Below are 15,572 nucleotides of genomic sequence, written 5' to 3' on the forward strand. Positions count from 1 at the left end.
CAGTGCAAGAAGAGCTACATGCTGCATCGCAGCAATAGCTTTATGGGGAAGGCACATCATGGCCACCAAGGGATCGAAGACCGGCGCGCCCAAGCCCGTCGCTCCGAAGCCTGCGGCGCGCGCCAAGCCCGCGCCGAAAGTTGCTGCGCCCAAGGCTGAGAAGCCCGAGCCGGTGAAGGCCGCCGAGACGATCGTCGAGGCTCCCATCGTCGCCGAGCCGGTCCCGACCCTTGAGGCAGCACCGCAGGAAGTGACCGAAACCGAAACCGTCGAAGCCGTGGCCGAGACCCCCGTCGAGCAGATCGCCGAGGTTGCCGCGGAAACCGCAATCACCGTCGTCGAAGCCGTCGAGGAGACGGTCGCCGCGCCGGAAGTGAAGGGAAGCTGGAAGATGACCACCATCGAGAACGCCACCGACAAGGCCCAGGCTCTGTTCGCCGAGTGGAACGACCGCACCAAGGCCGCCGTCGAGAAGTCGACCAAGCTGGTCGAGGAAGCCAATGACTTCGCCAAGGGCAATGTCGAGGCGCTGGTCGAATCGGGCCGCATCGCCGCCAAGGGCTTCGAGGGCCTGGGCCAGGACGCCGCCGAATATGGCCGCAAGTCGTTCGAGAGCGCGACCGCCGCGCTGAAGAACCTCGCCGCCGTCAAGTCGCCGACCGACTTCTTCAAGCTGCAGAGCGACTATTTCCGCGGCGCGTTCGACTCGTACGTCGCCGAGGCGTCGAAGAACACCGAGGCGCTGATCAAGCTCGCCAGCGATGCCGCGCAGCCGCTGTCGAACCGCGTCGCCGTCGCCGCCGAAAAGGTGAAGACCGCCGCGTAAGCAAAGGCTTCCGGCCCGCCGGAAGACGAGATCAGGGCGGCCGTCCCCCGGGATGGCCGCCCTTTCCTTTGCCCCTCTCCCTTGCCCCTCTCCCTTGCCGGTGCCTTATCGGGGCGCACGCATGGCCGCCGGCCTTGCCCTTGAGGGCGCGAACCCATATTTTCGGCGGCGTGACAGATCCCGTGAAATTCGACATCAACATGCCATGGCGCATGGCCGAGGACGGCAATGACGACGATCGGGGCAATGACCCCTCGGTCGGCATTGCCACGCGCACCCGCACGCGCACCAAGAAGCCTACGCCCTATCGCGTGCTGATGCTCAACGACGATTATACGCCGATGGAGTTCGTCGTGCTCGTCCTGCAGCGCTTCTTCCGGATGAACATGGAAGAGGCGACGCGGGTGATGCTCCACGTCCATCAGCGCGGCGTGGGCGTGTGCGGCGTGTTCAGCTACGAAGTCGCCGAGACCAAGGTGGCGCAGGTGATCGACTTCGCCCGCCAGAACCAGCACCCGCTGCAATGCACGCTGGAAAAGGCGTAGCTGCTTCGTTCCGCTCGCTGGAAGGGCCAGGGCCAATCGATATTCGGGTTGAGGAAGTGGTTCGGCGGGCCGGAACGCTTCGAACCACTCGTCTTCGCTACCCTGGACCTGTTTGGCGCCTATCCGCTTGAGACAGGGTGCCCAATCGCCGTCATCCCCGCCTTTGCGGGGATGACGATGGGGTATTTGTCGCAGCGGGATACGTGCCAACTTGTTTCGGCATGGCGGAGGGGGAAGGGGCGAGGCTATCGTTACGTCCTTGCCTAAGGGGTTGCCCGCATAGGCGTTTTCCCGGGAAATACAGCGGCCTGGACCCGGGTTATCAGATCTTCCGTTCCTGGGAACCGGGGGGTCGGGCGGGAACAAGGGCCGGACGGCGCGGCTTGTCATCGCAGACGTCCGGCCCCCTTCCGCTTCCGCGAAGCTCAGCGCGCCTTGGGCAGCCAGCCCAGGTCGAGCCCCTCGTAGCGATTCACGTAATTGGCCGCGCGGACGAGCGCGCGCTCGTCGAGCAGCGTGACGCGGCCGCTCTCCCGGGCGATCATCCCCTCCTCCTCGAGCTGGCGCAGCATGCGGTTGACGTGCACCGCGGTGAGGCCGGTGGCGTCGCCCACTTCCTCCTGCGTCAGCCCCAGCGGAAAGACGTTGGCGAGGCTCTTGTCGGCGGCCCGCAGGCGATTGCGCAGCTCGAGCAGCAGCGCCGCGACCCGCGCCTTGGCGCTGGTGCGGCCGAGCGCGGCCAGCCGGTCGGTGAGCGCGACGCGCTCGATCTGCGAATGGACCAGCACCATCGCGGCGAGGCGCGGGTGATCGAGCATCAACTCCGACAGCGCGCCGCGATCGAACGGGCAGACCACGCAGTCGGACAGCGCGGCCAGCGTCTCGGGGGCTTCGCGATAGACCGCGCTGGACACTCCCAGCATGTCGCCGGGAAAGAGGAAGCGCAGGATCTGGCGGCTGCCGTCGTCCAGCAGCACATAGCTCATCATCAGGCCCTTGCGCAGGATATAGAGCTCGTTGCCGCCCTCGTTCTCGCGCTGGAGCACCGCCCCGCGGCGCAGGTGGCGCTGGCGTTCCTCCAGTTTCTCGAGCGCGCTCTGCTCGACCTCGGTCAGGTCGATCAACTCGCTCAGCCTCTCCGCGAAACAACTGCCGGACACGCGATGGCTTCCCCCCACATGTCGATGCAAAGCAGTGCAACTGAATCAATGCATTAAAATCGATCAAGCACGCTAAAAACGCCTGCCCTTGCGTGTGGCGGGACAAAGATTAGAAGCCCGGCATGGACCGTATTCTCATTCGCGGCGGCAATCGCCTTTCCGGCCGGATTCCCGTCTCCGGCGCCAAGAACGCGGCGCTCACGCTGATGCCCTGCGCGCTGCTGACCGACGAGCCGCTGACCTTGCGGAATCTGCCGCGCCTGGCGGATGTCGACAGCTTTGGCCACCTGCTCAACGAGCTCGGCGCCTCGACGGCGATCGAGGGCACGCGGCCCAGCGATTTCGGCCGGGTGATGACGGTGCGCGCGGGCAAGCTGACCTCGGCGGTCGCGCCCTATGACATCGTCCGCAAGATGCGCGCCTCGATCCTGGTGCTGGGTCCGCTGCTGGGCCGCGCGGGCGAGGCGACGGTGTCGCTGCCCGGCGGTTGCGCGATCGGCAATCGGCCGATCGACCTGCACCTGAAGGCGCTCGAGGCGATGGGCGCCGAGATCGAGCTGGCCGCGGGCTATGTGAAGGCCACCGCGCCGGGCGGGCGGCTGCCCGGCGGTCGCTACAGCTTCCCGGTGGTCTCGGTCGGCGCGACCGAGAACGCGCTGATGGCCGCGGTCACCGCCAAGGGCACCACCATACTCGACAATGCCGCGCGCGAGCCCGAGATCGTCGACCTGTGCAACCTGCTGGTCGCGATGGGCGCGCACATCCGGGGCATCGGCACCGAGCGGCTGGAGATCGAAGGCCGGGATCGCCTGCACGGCGCGACCTATGCCGTGATGCCCGACCGGATCGAGGCGGGCAGCTATGCCTGTGCGGCGGCGATCACCGGTGGCGATATCGAGCTGGTCGGCGCGGCGGCGGACGACATGCGCGCCACGCTGGACGCGCTCGTTCAGGCGGGCGTGACCGTGGAGGAGACCAAGGCCGGCATCCGCGTGGCCGCCAACGGCCCGCTCAAGCCGCTGACCCTGTCGACGGCGCCCTTCCCGGGCTTCGCGACCGACATGCAGGCGCAGTTCATGGCGATGCAGCTGGTTGCGGAGGGCGCCAGCGTGTTCACCGAGACGATCTTCGAGAACCGCTACATGCACGTGCCCGAGCTGACCCGCATGGGCGCGCATATCGATGTGCGCGGGCGCACCGCCGTGGTGCACGGGCCGGCCAGGCTGGTCGGTGCGCAGGTGATGGCCACCGATCTGCGCGCCTCGATGAGCCTGATCCTCGCGGGGCTTGCCGCCGAGGGCGAGACGCAGGTCAACCGCGTCTATCACCTCGACCGCGGCTATGAGCGGCTCGAGGAGAAGCTGCAGGCCGTGGGCGCCGATATCGAGCGTGTCGGCGACGGCTAGCGGCGATGCGGGGGCGCCGCGCGCGACTGTTGATCGGGACGGCAGCGCCGCTGTCGATCCTGGTGTGCGCGGCAAGCTGGTTCCTCGCATCGAAGATCGCCGCGGGGCATGCCTCCGCAGTTGCGCCGGTGCCGCCGCCCGCCGAACCGGTGCGCCTGAAGGCGCGGGACGGCGTTGCGCTCGCCGGTACCTACTGGCCTGGCCGGCGCCCCGATGCGCCGGCCGTGCTGCTTCTCCACGGCGTCGGCGCCTCGCGCAACCAGACCGCGCCGATGGCCGAGGCGCTGGTGGCGCAAGGCTATGCGGCGCTGGCGATCGACTTGCGCGGGCACGGTGCCTCGACGATCACCGATCACAGCTATGGTCTCGACGAAGGGCTGGACGCGCGTGCGGCGTTCGACTGGCTCAAGGCGCGGCAGCACGGCGGGAAGGTGGCGGTGATCGGCGTCTCGCTGGGCGGCGCCGCCGCGCTGATCGGCCGCGACGGCACGGTCCCGGCCGATGCGCTGGTGCTGGTGGCGGTGTTTCCGGACATTCGCCATGCGATCTACAACCGGATGGCGGCGGTGCTGACGCCGGCGGGCGGGGCGCTTGCCGAGCCGCTGCTCAGCTTCCAATCGCTGCCGCGCTACGGCGTCTGGCCGGGACGGATCGCGCCGATCGCGGCGATCGGGGGCTATCGCGGGCCGGTCCTGGTGATCGGCGGCGCGGAAGACCGCTACACGCCGCCGGTCGAGACCCGCGCGCTCTACGCGGCCGCGCCGAACCGCAAGGCGCTGTGGCTGGTGCCGGGACTGTCGCATGGCGAAGTGAGCAACTTGCACGATGCCGAATGGGCGCGACGGATCGGCGAGTTCCTGCGCGAGACGATCGGGACGCCCTAGGTTGGGGACGCATATTCCTCCTTCGTCACCCCGGCCTCGAGCCGGGGTCCCGCTGCCTTGCTGACGGAAGAAGAAGCGGGATCCCGGCGCAAGGCCGCGATGACGGCAGAAAATCAGATACTTGTCTGGGTTCTCAGCCTAGAGCCCGATGATCGAGATCTGCCGGCCATAGTCCGGCTCTCGCCGGTGCGTCGCGCGGCGATAGGAATAGAAATGCCCCGCCTGGGCATAGGTGTCCTGCCCCAGCATCTCGACGGTGCGGACGCCCGCCGCGGCCAGCCGGTGCGCGACATAGGCCTCGAGATCGAATTGCCAGTGATCCGCGCGGCGGCCTTCGGTGAAGAAGCGCTCGTTCGCCGGATCGGCCTCGGCGAACCGGGCGAGGAAGCCGGTATCGACTTCGTAGGAGGCGCGGGCGATGCACGGGCCGACCGCCGCGACGATCCGGTCGCGGCGGGCGCCCAGCATTTCCATCGCGGCGACGGTCGAATCGGTGACGCCGCCGATCGCGCCCTTCCATCCCGCATGGGCGGCGCCGACCACGCCGGCCTCGGCGTCGGCGAACAGCACCGGCGCGCAATCGGCCGTCAGGACGCCGAGCGCCAGGCCCGGCCGGTCGGTGACGAGCGCGTCGGCATGCGGGCGCAGCCGATCCTCCCAGGGCGCGGCCACGGTGACGCAGTCGGCGGAATGGACCTGATGCACCGAGACGAGCCGCGCGCCGGGCAGCACCGCTTCCACGGCGCGGCGGCGATTCTCGGCGATCAGCGCAGGATCGTCGCCCGAGCCCAGCCCGACATTGAGGCTGGCCATGTCCCCCGTCGAGACGCCGCCCTTGCGGCCGAGAAAGCCGTGCGCGACTCCGGCCAGCGCCCGCGCGCGGAAAATTTCGACTTCGCTCACAACAGGGCTCACAGCATGCGCCTCATCAACCGGTCCTCATCGGCATGCGCGCCGACCATGAAGGCATAGCGGCCACGATCCTCGAAGCCATTCCGCGCATAGAAGCGCCGGGCGCGGTGATTGTCGACATAGACCGAGAGCCACATCTCCCCGGCCCCCCGGGCCCGGCCCTGGTCGAGGGCCCAGTCGAGCAGCACCTGCGCCGCGCCGCTGCCCTTGGCGCGTTCGTCGAGATAGAGCTGGCGGAGCTCATAGGTGCGCGCGCTGGTCTCGGCGGGGAGGGTGAGGTTGCTGGTCTTGGCGAAGCCGGCCAGGCCCTGCGCGTCCTCGGCGAGCCGGAAGCGCAGGTCCGGCGTGGCGAACTCTCCGGCCCAGGCCTTGGGCGTGAAGGCGGCCAGGAAGTCGGCGAGGTCCTCGGGCCGATAGAGATGGCCGAAGGTCGCGACGAAGCTGGCGCGGAACAGCGCGTCGATCGCGGGCAGGTCGGCGGGGGTGGCGTCGCGGTAGATCATTCGAACCCCGCCGGCACCGGCCAGCCCGGCGCGGTGAAGGCGATCACCTTGAACAGCTCGCCCATCTGCTCGGGATCGGTCAGCCGGTCGCGATCGATGGCGAGCTGGCCGGCACGGTCGGGCGCGGCGAGCGAGAGATTGGCGGTGCGCTCGGCGATGCCGAGCCGCATCAGGAACGCGCCCTGCGGCACCGGGCCGTGGACGACCAGGCCCTCCGCCCGCGCGGCTTCGGCGAGCGTGCCGAAATCGACATGGGCGGTAAGGTCCGCCTCGCCCGGCGTGTCGAAGGGATTGGCATAGGCATGGCCCTTCACTGCCTGGAGCGTGTCGCCGATCGCGGGCCCCATATAGCCATAGTCGATGATCAGCGCGGCGCCGCCCTGTTCGGTGAGGCGCCGGGCGAGCTGGCGCAGCACCGCGACGCTGGCGGGCGAAGTCTCGAGGATCGAGCCGGGCGCCGCGTCCTTGAAGTCGCGCGGGATGATCATGTCGAAGCCGCGGTCGCCGTGAATGGGCAGGAACAGCATGTCCTGGCAGGCGACCAGCCGCTCGCGCCAGCCTTCCCGGGTGGCGATGAGCTGGCGGATCGGCAGCGCGTCGAAGAATTCGTTGGCGACGAAGATCAGCGGCGCATCGTCGGGCAGGCCGACCAGGTCGAGATGGAACTCGGCATGCGCCACGCGCTCCGCCTGGGCGGCGCGCAGCGTCGGGCTGGTCTCGACCAGGTCGACCGGCGGCGCGAGCCCCGCCCTGGCCATGGCGCGCAGCGCGTCGGCGGCGAGCGTGCCGCGGCCCGGGCCGAGCTCGACATAGCGGACGGGCGGGCCGCCGGCGCGCTGCCACAGGTCGGCCACCCACAGGCCGATCAGCTCGCCGAACATCTGGCTCACTTCGGGCGCGGTGGTGAAGTCGCCGCGCGCGCCGAGCGGGTCGCGCGTCGCATAATAATGCGCGTTGGCGGCGCCCATGAACTGCGACAGCGGGATCGGCCCGGCCAGGGTGATGGCGCGGGCCAGCCGCTCGGCGAGCAGGGGCTCGGCGGCATTGGCGCCGCGCTCCGCGGCCGGCGCGTCGAGGGGATTCTCGCTGCTCAGGCCACGCTCTCCGTGCCCGCGATCGGCTCGACCCGCTGGCGGCGCTTCTTCGCGGTGACGATCAGATAGATGCCGCCCGCGATCATCGGCAGGCACAGCACCTGGCCCATATGGATGACATGCTCGAAGATCGTGCCGGCGAACTGCGAATCCGGCTCGCGGAAATACTCGACCAGGAAGCGGAAGCAGCCATAGCCGAGCAGGAAGATGCCGACGAGCCTGCCCGGCTCGTAGCGCGCCTTGGTGCGCCAGAAGGCATAGGCGAGGATGGCGAAGAGAAGCACGCCTTCAAGCCCCGCCTCGTAGAGCTGGCTCGGATGGCGGGCCGCCGGGCCGGCACCCGGGAAGACGATCGCCCAGGGCAGGTCCGCCGGCTTGCCCCACAGCTCGCCGTTCACGAAATTGGCGAGGCGCCCGAAGAACAGGCCGAAGGGCGCGCAGCAGGCGACATAGTCGTGCACGCGCAGCCAGTTGAGCCCCTGGCGCCGGCACATCAGGATGATCGCCAGCGTGGTGCCGATCACGCCGCCATGGAACGACATGCCGCCGTCCCAGAGCCGGATGATGCGGATCGGATCGAGGAACATCTCGGGCGCGTAGAAGATCACATAGCCGAGCCGCCCGCCCAGGATGATGCCGAGCGTCGCGTAGAAGACGAGATCGTCGGCATGGCGCTTGCTCATCGGCGCGCCGGGCTGGCGGAGCAGGCGGAGGAGGTACCACCAGCCGACCAGGATGCCGGCGATATAGGCCAGCGAATACCATTTGATCTCGAAGAAGCCGAGATTGAGCGCGACCTTGTCGAGGCCGAGATCCTTGAACTGGATATGGTCGGCCGCGGCGGCGGCCAGGGTGGAAAGCAGCACGGGTGGTCCCTCCGGGTATCGGGCTCCGATAGAGCAGGCTCGCCGCAAACCCAATAGCCCCGCGCCGCCATCGCGGCTTTTGCCGGGGCGCGGCGGGAGGCCCGGGGTGACAGCCTTTCCCCCGCGCGATAGAGCGATGGCGATGAAGGTCGATTTCGGCAAGCTCCAGAAGCTGGATCGGCGCACGCTGCTGATCGGCGGCGGCGTGGGCGTGGGGCTGGTGGTCGCCTGGGCGGTGTGGCCGCGCACCTATCTCCCCAATCTCACCGCGGCGCCGGGCGAGAGCCTGTTCGGCGCCTGGATCAAGATCGGCACCGACGGGCACGTCTCGGTTGCCGTCCCGCAATGCGAGGAGGGGCAGGGCGTGTTCACCGCCATGCCGCAGATCATCGCCGACGAGCTGGGCGCGGACTGGAAGCTGGTGGGCGTCGAGCCGGCGCCGCTCAACCCGCTCTACGCCAATCCGCTGGCGGCCGAGGAACTGTTCGAGCTGGCGCTGGGCGGGCTGCCCGAGCAGCTGCGGCGCAGCCATGCCGCGCGCACCGGGCTGGTGCTCACCGGCTGCTCGACTTCGATCCGCAGCTTCGAGGACCAGCTGCGCCACGCCGGCGCCACCGCGCGGGTGTTGCTGTGCAAGGCGGCGGCGCGGCGCTGGGGCGCGGAATGGCAGAGCTGCGACACTGCCGGCGGCCAGGTGATCCACGGCAATTCGAAGCTCGGCTTCGGCGCGCTGGCGGCGGAGGCGGCGGACGAGCGGGTGCCCGGCGACGTGCCGCTGCGCACCGGCGAGGCGAACCGGCTCTACGGCCAGGACCTGCCCCGGCTCGACGCGCCGGCCAAGGTGGACGGCAGCCTGCTCTATGCGGCGGACGTGCGGCTGCCGAACATGGTGTTCGCCTCGATCCGGATGGGGCCGATCGGCGATACCGAGCTGGTGAAGCTCGACCGGGCGGCGGCCGACAGGATCCCCGGCATGCTCTCGATCGTGACCACGAAGGACTGGGTGGCGACGATCGCCAATAATGGCTGGGCGGCGGAGCGGGCGATCGACGCGATGCGCCCGCGCTTCAGGACGCCCGAGGAAGTGATCAACAATGATTCGATCGCCTCGGCGCTGAGCGACGCGCTGAATGCCGATGGCGCGCGGATCCATGAGGCGGGCGACCTGGCGGCGGATTTCCGCGGGGCGAAAGTGGTCTCGGCCGAATATCGGGTCGACGTGGCGCTCCATGCCGCGCTCGAGCCGATGACCTGCACGGCCAGTTATCACGAAGGGCACCTCTCGCTCTGGCTGCCGACTCAGGCGCCGGGGCTGGCGCGGGCGGCGGCGGCGCGGGCGATCGGCATTTCCGAGAACTCGGTGACCGTGCACGCGACGATGGCGGGCGGCTCGTTCGGGGCGAAGCTGGAACATGCGGTGGCGGAGCAGGCGGCCCTGCTCACCGAGCGGATCGGCCGGCCGGTGCAGCTCACCTGGCCGCGCGGCGAGGACATGCGGCACGATCGCTATCGCCCGCCCGCGATCGGCCGGATGACCGGCAAGCTGAACCCGCGGGGCCAGGTCTCGGGCCTGCTCGCCAAGATCGCCGCGCCAGAGACCGGCCGCGAGCTGGCGACGCGGCTGCTGGGCAGCGATCCGGTGGTGCAGGCTTCGCTCGCGCTGCCCGGCAAGGGCGATCCCTCGGCGGTGGCGGGGGCGCGGCCCTTCTATGCCATCCCCAATTACGCGGTCGATCACCATGTCGCCGCGATCGGCGTGCCCACCGGCTATTGGCGCTCGGGCGCGCACAGCTACAATTGCTTCTTCGTCGAGAGCTTCATGGACGAGCTGGCACATGCCGCCGAGCAGGATGCGGTGTCGTTCCGCATGGCGATGCTCGGCGGCGAGACGCGGCTGGCGCGCTGCGTGCAGATGGCGGCCCAGCTGGGCGGCTGGCAGGGCGGCCAGCCGGGCGGCGGCCAGGGCATCGCCTGCCACGCCTTTCGCGGCTCCTATATCGCGGTGATGGCCGAGGCGCGGCTCGAGGGGCGCAAGGTGAAGGTCGAGCGGCTGGTCGCGGCGGTCGATTGCGGGCGGGTGGTGAACCCGGACCTGGTGACTCAGCAGATCGAGGGCGGACTGCTGTTCGGCATGGCGGCGGCGCTGGCCGGATCCACCGGCTTCACCGAGAATGTCGCAGACGTGCGCGATCTCTCCGAGCTCGGCCTGCCGACCCTGGCCGATGCGCCGGACATCACCGTGGAGCTGATCCGCAACGCCGCCGATCCGGGCGGCGTGAGCGAGCTCGCCGTGCCCCCGGTCGCCCCCGCCATCGCCAACGCGCTGCAATCGGCGAGCGGCGTGCGCTTCCGCGTGCTGCCTTTGCTTTCGGACGTCGAATGACCGTTCCAGACGGGCATCCGCCCCTTTTCCCGCCCGACAGGATCGGCGTGCTGCTGGTCAATCTCGGCACGCCGAGCGCGCCCGATCCGGCATCGGTGCGGCGCTATCTCGCCGAGTTCCTCTCCGATCGCCGTGTCGTCGAGATCCCGCCTTTGGTCTGGCAGCCGATCCTGCACGGGATCATCCTGCGCACCCGGCCGAAGAAGTCTGCGCATGCCTATCGGCAGGTGTGGCGGCCGGACGGATCGCCGCTCGCCGCGATCACCAGGGCGCAGAGCGACGCATTGCAGGGGGCATGGGGCGAGGACGTGCTCGTCGAATGGGCGATGCGCTATGGCGAGCCGGCGATTGCCGGCCGGCTCCAGTCGCTCAAGGCCCAGGGCGCCCGGCGCATCCTGATCGCGCCGCTCTATCCGCAATATTGCGCGGCGACGACCGCCACTGCCAATGATGCCGCCTTCGCCGCCCTGGCGAAGCTGCGCTGGCAGCCGGCGGTCCGCACCCTGCCGCCCTATCACGATCACCCCGCCTATATCGCCGCGCTCAAGGCGTCGGTGGAGGCGAGCCTGGCCCGGCTCGATTTCGTGCCCGATGCGATCCTGGCGAGCTTCCACGGCATGCCGCAGCGGACACTCGACCTCGGCGATCCCTATCATTGCCATTGCCGCAAGACCGCGCGCCTGCTGGGCGAGGCATTGGCGGAAACCCTGGGGGGGCGGGAGCTCATCGTCACCTTCCAGTCGCGTTTCGGCCGGGCGAAATGGCTGGAGCCCGCCACCGACGCCATGCTCGCCGCGCTGCCCGGCAAGGGCGTGAAGAAGGTCGCGATCGTCGCGCCGGGCTTCTCGGCCGACTGCCTCGAGACGCTGGAGGAACTGGCGATCCGCGGGCGCGAGACGTTCCTCGCCGCGGGCGGGGACCGGTTCGCCTATCTGCCCTGTCTCAACGACAGCGCCGGCGGCATCGCGATGCTGCGCACAATTTTGCGTGAGGAGCTTGCGGGCTGGATCGAGCCTGCCTAGCGTTTCGGTCCACCACGAAGGAGAGGAAGAGCATGGCACGCGTAGCGATCGTGACGGGCGGCACCCGCGGCATCGGCGAGGCGATCAGCCTCGCGCTCCAGGATGCGGGAATGATCGTCGCCGCCAACTATGCGGGCAACGAGGAGAAGGCCCGGGCCTTCACCGACCGCACCGGCATCGCGGCGTACAAATGGGACGTGGGCGATTATGACGCCTGCCACGAAGGCGTGACGAAGGTCGCGGCCGAGCTCGGCCCGGTCGATGTGGTGATCAACAATGCCGGCATCACCCGCGACGGCACGATCCTGAAGATGAGCCGCGACATGTGGGAGGATGTGATCCGCATCAACCTGGGCGGCTGCTTCAACATGGCGCATGCGGTGTTCCCGGGCATGCGCGACCGCAAATGGGGCCGCATCGTCAATATCGGCTCGATCAACGGCCAGGCCGGCCAATATGGCCAGGTCAACTATGCCGCCGCCAAGTCCGGCATCCACGGCTTCACCAAGGCGCTGTCGCAGGAAGGCGCGCGCTTCGGCGTGACGGTGAATGCGATCGCGCCCGGCTATATCGATACCGACATGGTCGCCGCGGTGCCGCCCGAGGTGCTCGAGAAGATCGTGGCGAAGATTCCGGTGGGCCGGCTCGGCCAGGCGCACGAGATCGCGCGCGGCGTGGCGTTCCTCTGCTCGGACGAGGCGGGCTTCGTCACCGGATCGACGCTGTCGATCAATGGCGGCCAGCACATGTACTGATACGATGAGGGCCGCCCCTTTCAGGGCGGCCCCCAACCCCTCGATACGCTACGCGAGGGAAACTCTTGTTCGAACAACCAACGTCCTCATAGGCGGGTTCCCTTTAGTTTCTTCTGAACGGGCTGGTCACCTGGCGTTCATCTTTCGGGCGCTGGTCCTTCCGCCGCCAGTCGCTATGAGCGGAGGCGATGCTGCTCCGCCCCGTGATCGCCCTGTTCTCCCTCGGTTCCATCCTGCTGCTCTCCGCATCGGGGCGCGACGGGCGCGACCTGCTGGGCAAGGTGTCCCGCATGACCGTGGAGCGCGTGCCGCTCGACGCGCGCGATCCCGGGCGGACCCGGGTGGGCGCGCTCACCTATCTGGGCGGCATCCGGCTGAAGAGCCCGGATCGCGCCTTTGGCGGCTTCTCCTCGATGCTGGTCGAGGGGGACCGCTTCACCCTGCTCAGCGACGGCGGCGCCTTTATCCGCTTCCGCATGGGTGCCGACTGGGCGCCGCGCGAGCTGGTGTTCGGCGACCTGCCCGCCGGCCCGGGCACCGGCTGGCTGAAGGGGGATCGCGATTCGGAATCGATGACGCGCGATCCGGCCACCGGGCGGATCTGGGTGGGCTTCGAGGGCCATAACGCGATCTGGCGCTATGATGCCGGCCTGACCCGCGCCGAGCGGAGCGCGGAGCCGGCGGCGATGCGCGACTGGTCCGTCAATGGCGGGCCCGAATCGATGGTGCGCCTTGCCGATGGCCGCTTCGTGGTGATCGGCGAGACCTCGCGGCCCAAGGGCAGCCGGATCGGCCGCGAGGCGCTGCTCTTCCCGGGCGATCCCACCGCGCCGGGGATCGAGCCGATTCGCTTCGTCTATATGCCGCCCGGCGAGCTCTATGATCCGAGCGACGCCGTGCAGCTGCCCGACGGGCGGCTGATCGTGCTCAACCGGCGCTTCGCGGTGCCGAGCCTGTTCACGGTGAAGCTCACCCTGGTGGATCCGCGGGAATTCCGCCCCGGCGCAGTGGTGCGCGGCAAGGAGATCGCGGCGCTGGCCGCGCCGCTGATCCACGACAATTACGAGGCGCTGGCGATCACGCGCGAGGGCGACGACACGATCCTGTGGATGGCGTCGGACGACAACCAGCAATTCTGGGAATGGTCGCTGCTGCTCAAGTTCCGGATCGAGTTCGGGAAGCGCTGAGTCATTCGAGCAAAGCCGGGCATTGACTGGCGAAGGCCGGATTGATCCGATGCGCCATGGCCGGCGGACTTAAGAAGCGGAGAAAGCGTACGATCGAGGGGGCGGCCCTGATCGATGGTGTGCAGCTGATTTGGGAACTGGTCAGCGAGCCGCAGTGGAGCAACAGCGGCGATGGCTAAAAGGGCATGTGCATTTCGGTGCGCGTCGATGGCGAGTCGCGCCGTGAATTGATCGTTGAATACCCCTATCCAAAAGGTCGCGATGGCCGCCCGTTGCCTGTCCCGCAGCGCCCGACGATCACCCCGAAGCTTGTCGAGGCATCGATAGCACAGGCGCTGGTCGCCGGGTGGGATCCTGCCTCGAGAGGCAAGGCCTTTGTCTTCTATCCCTCCGACGACAGCTAGCCGATCCTGCGCGGCGTGGCGGGGTCTTTACCTGCCAGGCAACAGCACACATGCGAAAAACCCGCTCTCCGCAGGGAGAACGGGCTCGCATTGAGCCGTCGAAGAAACGGGCTGTTAGGCCGCAGTCTTCTCGGCCGACGCCTTGCGCACTTCGCGCTTCAGGCGGCGGGCGCGCAGCGACAGATCGTCGTCGCTGGTCTTGAGCAGCCAGTTGTCCAGGCCGCCATTATGCTCGACCGAGCGCAGGCCGTGGGTCGAGACGCGCAGGCGCACGCTGCGGCCCAGCGCGTCGCTGATCAGCGTGACGTTCTGCAGGTTCGGCAGGAACGTACGCTTGGTCTTGTTGTTGGCGTGGGAAACGTTGTTACCCACCTGCCGGCCCTTGCCGGTCAGCTCGCAAATGCGCGACATCGCTTGATATCCTGGTTTGAGCCCCAGCGAACTGCGGCCGGAAAGGTGGCGCCGATAGCCGTAATGGGACGGTGCGTCAACCGATTCGCCCCAAGAAACGCCTTGTGCCGACGCAACCACCATGGTTGATGCGGCGTTGATTACGCAACCGATTCAATTGGGGAGATGAAGCGATGCGTGGAATTCTCGTGCTCATAGGCCTGATCGCGCTGGCCGTGGTGGTGCTCATGTCGGTCGGCATGCTGCGTATCGAGCAGCAGCAGGGCGCGACGATGCCGACGATCACGTTCGACGCCAAGGGCGGCCAGCTGCCCAAGTTCAAGGCGGAGACGGGATCGGTCGGAATCGGATCGACCAACACGACCGTCGCGGTGCCGACGGTCGAGATGAAGAACACCACCGTCACCCTGCCCACCATCGAAGTGAAGCAGGCGGGCGCCACGCCCACGCCCACGCCCGCCGCGAAATAAGCGGCGGCCCGTGCCGGGCTGGTGGCGGCCGGGATATCCTCGCCGCCGCCACTCCTGAACTGTCATCCCCGCGAAGGCGGGGGCCCTTCTCGTGCAGATGGAACGAGCAGATACCGATGTGATGCGCGTGACGCGTCCCGGAGAGGGGCCCCCGCTTTCACAGGGGTGACGCGTTGGCGGGGCTACGGTAATCACGCGCGATGTTCCCGCTTCCCGAACCGATGCGCATCGCGCTCGACGCCGCCCGCGCGGCGGCCGAGGCGGGCGAGGTGCCGGTCGGCGCGGCGCTGGTGCATGATGGCAAGGTGATCGCCGCCGCGGCCAATGCCCCGCGCACGCTCCACGATCCCACCGCCCATGCCGAGATGCGGGTGATTCGCGCGGCGGCCGAGCAACTGGGGCGCGAGCGGCTGGAGGATTGCGACCTGTGGGTCACGCTCGAGCCCTGCGCGATGTGCGCGGGTGCGATCGCGCATGCCCGGATCGCGCGCGTCTATTACGGCGCGGGCGATCCCAAGGGCGGCGCGGTGGAGCATGGCCCGCGCTTCTTCGCCCAGCCGACCTGCCATCACCGCCCCGAAATCTATCCCGGCATCGGCGAGGCCGAGGCAGGCGAGATCCTGCGCGATTTCTTCCGCGAGCGGCGCGGCTAGGTTGGGGACTCATTTAAGCCACGCGGTGATAAGGGCTACGAGAGCGATGGCAGCGAGGTAGTTTGTGGCATGCCGGTCGTATCTGGTAGCG

At 68.8% G+C, this 15,572-nt stretch carries 17 protein-coding genes; 11 read left to right on the forward strand and 6 right to left on the reverse strand.

Features of this window, described 5'->3' with window-relative positions:
• Positions 1-58 precede the first annotated feature (58 nt).
• Together phaP and clpS are read left to right on the forward strand one after the other, a co-directional pair.
• Entirely contained in the window at positions 59-826 is a 768-nt protein-coding gene (gene phaP / locus ACIQCS_RS15840; protein ID WP_345849021.1) for a TIGR01841 family phasin, read from the forward strand.
• Between the two features lie 212 nt (positions 827-1,038).
• Entirely contained in the window at positions 1,039-1,371 is a 333-nt protein-coding gene (clpS, locus tag ACIQCS_RS15845; RefSeq protein WP_086128377.1) for an ATP-dependent Clp protease adapter ClpS, read from the forward strand.
• Between the two features lie 425 nt (positions 1,372-1,796).
• Here clpS and ACIQCS_RS15850 read toward each other — a convergent pair whose 3' ends face one another.
• Positions 1,797-2,531, reverse strand: coding sequence for a Crp/Fnr family transcriptional regulator (locus ACIQCS_RS15850; RefSeq protein WP_345849019.1), 735 nt, complete (start codon positions 2,529-2,531; stop codon positions 1,797-1,799).
• A 122-nt stretch (positions 2,532-2,653) separates the two neighbouring features.
• Here ACIQCS_RS15850 and murA point away from each other — a divergent pair, with 122 nt between their 5' ends.
• Both murA and ACIQCS_RS15860 read left to right on the forward strand, forming a co-directional pair.
• Complete coding sequence (gene murA / locus ACIQCS_RS15855; protein ID WP_345849016.1) at positions 2,654-3,937, forward strand: UDP-N-acetylglucosamine 1-carboxyvinyltransferase; 1,284 nt, start codon at positions 2,654-2,656, stop codon at positions 3,935-3,937.
• 29 nt (positions 3,938-3,966) lie between these two features.
• On the forward strand, positions 3,967-4,821 hold the full coding sequence (locus tag ACIQCS_RS15860; RefSeq protein WP_345849015.1) for an alpha/beta fold hydrolase: 855 nt from the start codon (positions 3,967-3,969) through the stop codon (positions 4,819-4,821).
• Between the two features lie 138 nt (positions 4,822-4,959).
• Here the strand turns inward: ACIQCS_RS15860 and pgeF are convergent, their stop codons facing one another.
• From pgeF to lgt, 4 genes are all read right to left on the reverse strand, one after another.
• The gene (gene pgeF / locus ACIQCS_RS15865; RefSeq protein ID WP_345849013.1) at positions 4,960-5,724 is read right to left on the reverse strand and encodes a peptidoglycan editing factor PgeF; all 765 of its coding nucleotides are present in this window, start codon (positions 5,722-5,724) and stop codon (positions 4,960-4,962) included.
• A gap of 8 nt (positions 5,725-5,732) precedes the next feature.
• Complete coding sequence (locus tag ACIQCS_RS15870; RefSeq protein WP_345849010.1) at positions 5,733-6,236, reverse strand: GNAT family N-acetyltransferase; 504 nt, start codon at positions 6,234-6,236, stop codon at positions 5,733-5,735.
• Positions 6,233-7,204 carry an SAM-dependent methyltransferase gene (locus ACIQCS_RS15875; RefSeq protein WP_345852018.1) on the reverse strand — a complete coding sequence of 324 codons (972 nt, stop codon included), beginning with the start codon at positions 7,202-7,204 and terminating at the stop codon, positions 6,233-6,235. The genes ACIQCS_RS15870 and ACIQCS_RS15875 overlap by 4 nt, the downstream gene beginning before the upstream one ends.
• 122 nt (positions 7,205-7,326) lie before the next feature.
• Positions 7,327-8,196, reverse strand: coding sequence for a prolipoprotein diacylglyceryl transferase (gene lgt, locus ACIQCS_RS15880; RefSeq protein WP_345849008.1), 870 nt, complete (start codon positions 8,194-8,196; stop codon positions 7,327-7,329).
• Positions 8,197-8,338: 142 nt separating this feature from the next.
• On the opposite strand from lgt, the gene ACIQCS_RS15885 reads away from it, so the two are divergent.
• The 5 genes from ACIQCS_RS15885 (at position 8,339) to ACIQCS_RS15905 (ending at position 13,947) form a co-directional block, all read left to right on the forward strand.
• Positions 8,339-10,579 carry a molybdopterin cofactor-binding domain-containing protein gene (locus tag ACIQCS_RS15885; protein ID WP_345849007.1) on the forward strand — a complete coding sequence of 747 codons (2,241 nt, stop codon included), beginning with the start codon at positions 8,339-8,341 and terminating at the stop codon, positions 10,577-10,579.
• On the forward strand, positions 10,576-11,601 hold the full coding sequence (gene hemH, locus ACIQCS_RS15890) for a ferrochelatase (protein ID WP_345849006.1): 1,026 nt from the start codon (positions 10,576-10,578) through the stop codon (positions 11,599-11,601). The genes ACIQCS_RS15885 and hemH overlap by 4 nt, the downstream gene beginning before the upstream one ends.
• 32 nt (positions 11,602-11,633) lie before the next feature.
• Entirely contained in the window at positions 11,634-12,356 is a 723-nt protein-coding gene (gene phbB / locus ACIQCS_RS15895) for an acetoacetyl-CoA reductase (protein ID WP_345849004.1), read from the forward strand.
• 188 nt (positions 12,357-12,544) lie between these two features.
• Positions 12,545-13,543 (forward strand): esterase-like activity of phytase family protein, encoded by a 999-nt coding sequence (locus ACIQCS_RS15900; protein WP_345849003.1) that lies wholly within the window; start codon positions 12,545-12,547, stop codon positions 13,541-13,543.
• Between the two features lie 185 nt (positions 13,544-13,728).
• The gene (locus ACIQCS_RS15905) at positions 13,729-13,947 is read left to right on the forward strand and encodes a hypothetical protein (protein ID WP_345849002.1); all 219 of its coding nucleotides are present in this window, start codon (positions 13,729-13,731) and stop codon (positions 13,945-13,947) included.
• Between the two features lie 114 nt (positions 13,948-14,061).
• Here the strand turns inward: ACIQCS_RS15905 and rpmB are convergent, their stop codons facing one another.
• Positions 14,062-14,358: a 50S ribosomal protein L28 gene (gene rpmB, locus ACIQCS_RS15910; protein WP_086127409.1), complete on the reverse strand. Its 297-nt coding sequence runs from the start codon at positions 14,356-14,358 to the stop codon at positions 14,062-14,064.
• A 173-nt stretch (positions 14,359-14,531) separates the two neighbouring features.
• Here rpmB and ACIQCS_RS15915 point away from each other — a divergent pair, with 173 nt between their 5' ends.
• The gene (locus ACIQCS_RS15915; protein ID WP_137861594.1) at positions 14,532-14,828 is read left to right on the forward strand and encodes a hypothetical protein; all 297 of its coding nucleotides are present in this window, start codon (positions 14,532-14,534) and stop codon (positions 14,826-14,828) included.
• Between the two features lie 221 nt (positions 14,829-15,049).
• Entirely contained in the window at positions 15,050-15,481 is a 432-nt protein-coding gene (locus tag ACIQCS_RS15920) for a nucleoside deaminase (RefSeq protein ID WP_345852017.1), read from the forward strand.
• The last annotated feature ends 91 nt before the right edge of the window (positions 15,482-15,572 follow it).

The sequence above is a fragment of the Sphingomonas sp. NPDC092440 genome (genome assembly GCF_044754985.1).
In the GTDB taxonomy this organism is placed as follows: domain Bacteria; phylum Pseudomonadota; class Alphaproteobacteria; order Sphingomonadales; family Sphingomonadaceae; genus Sphingomonas.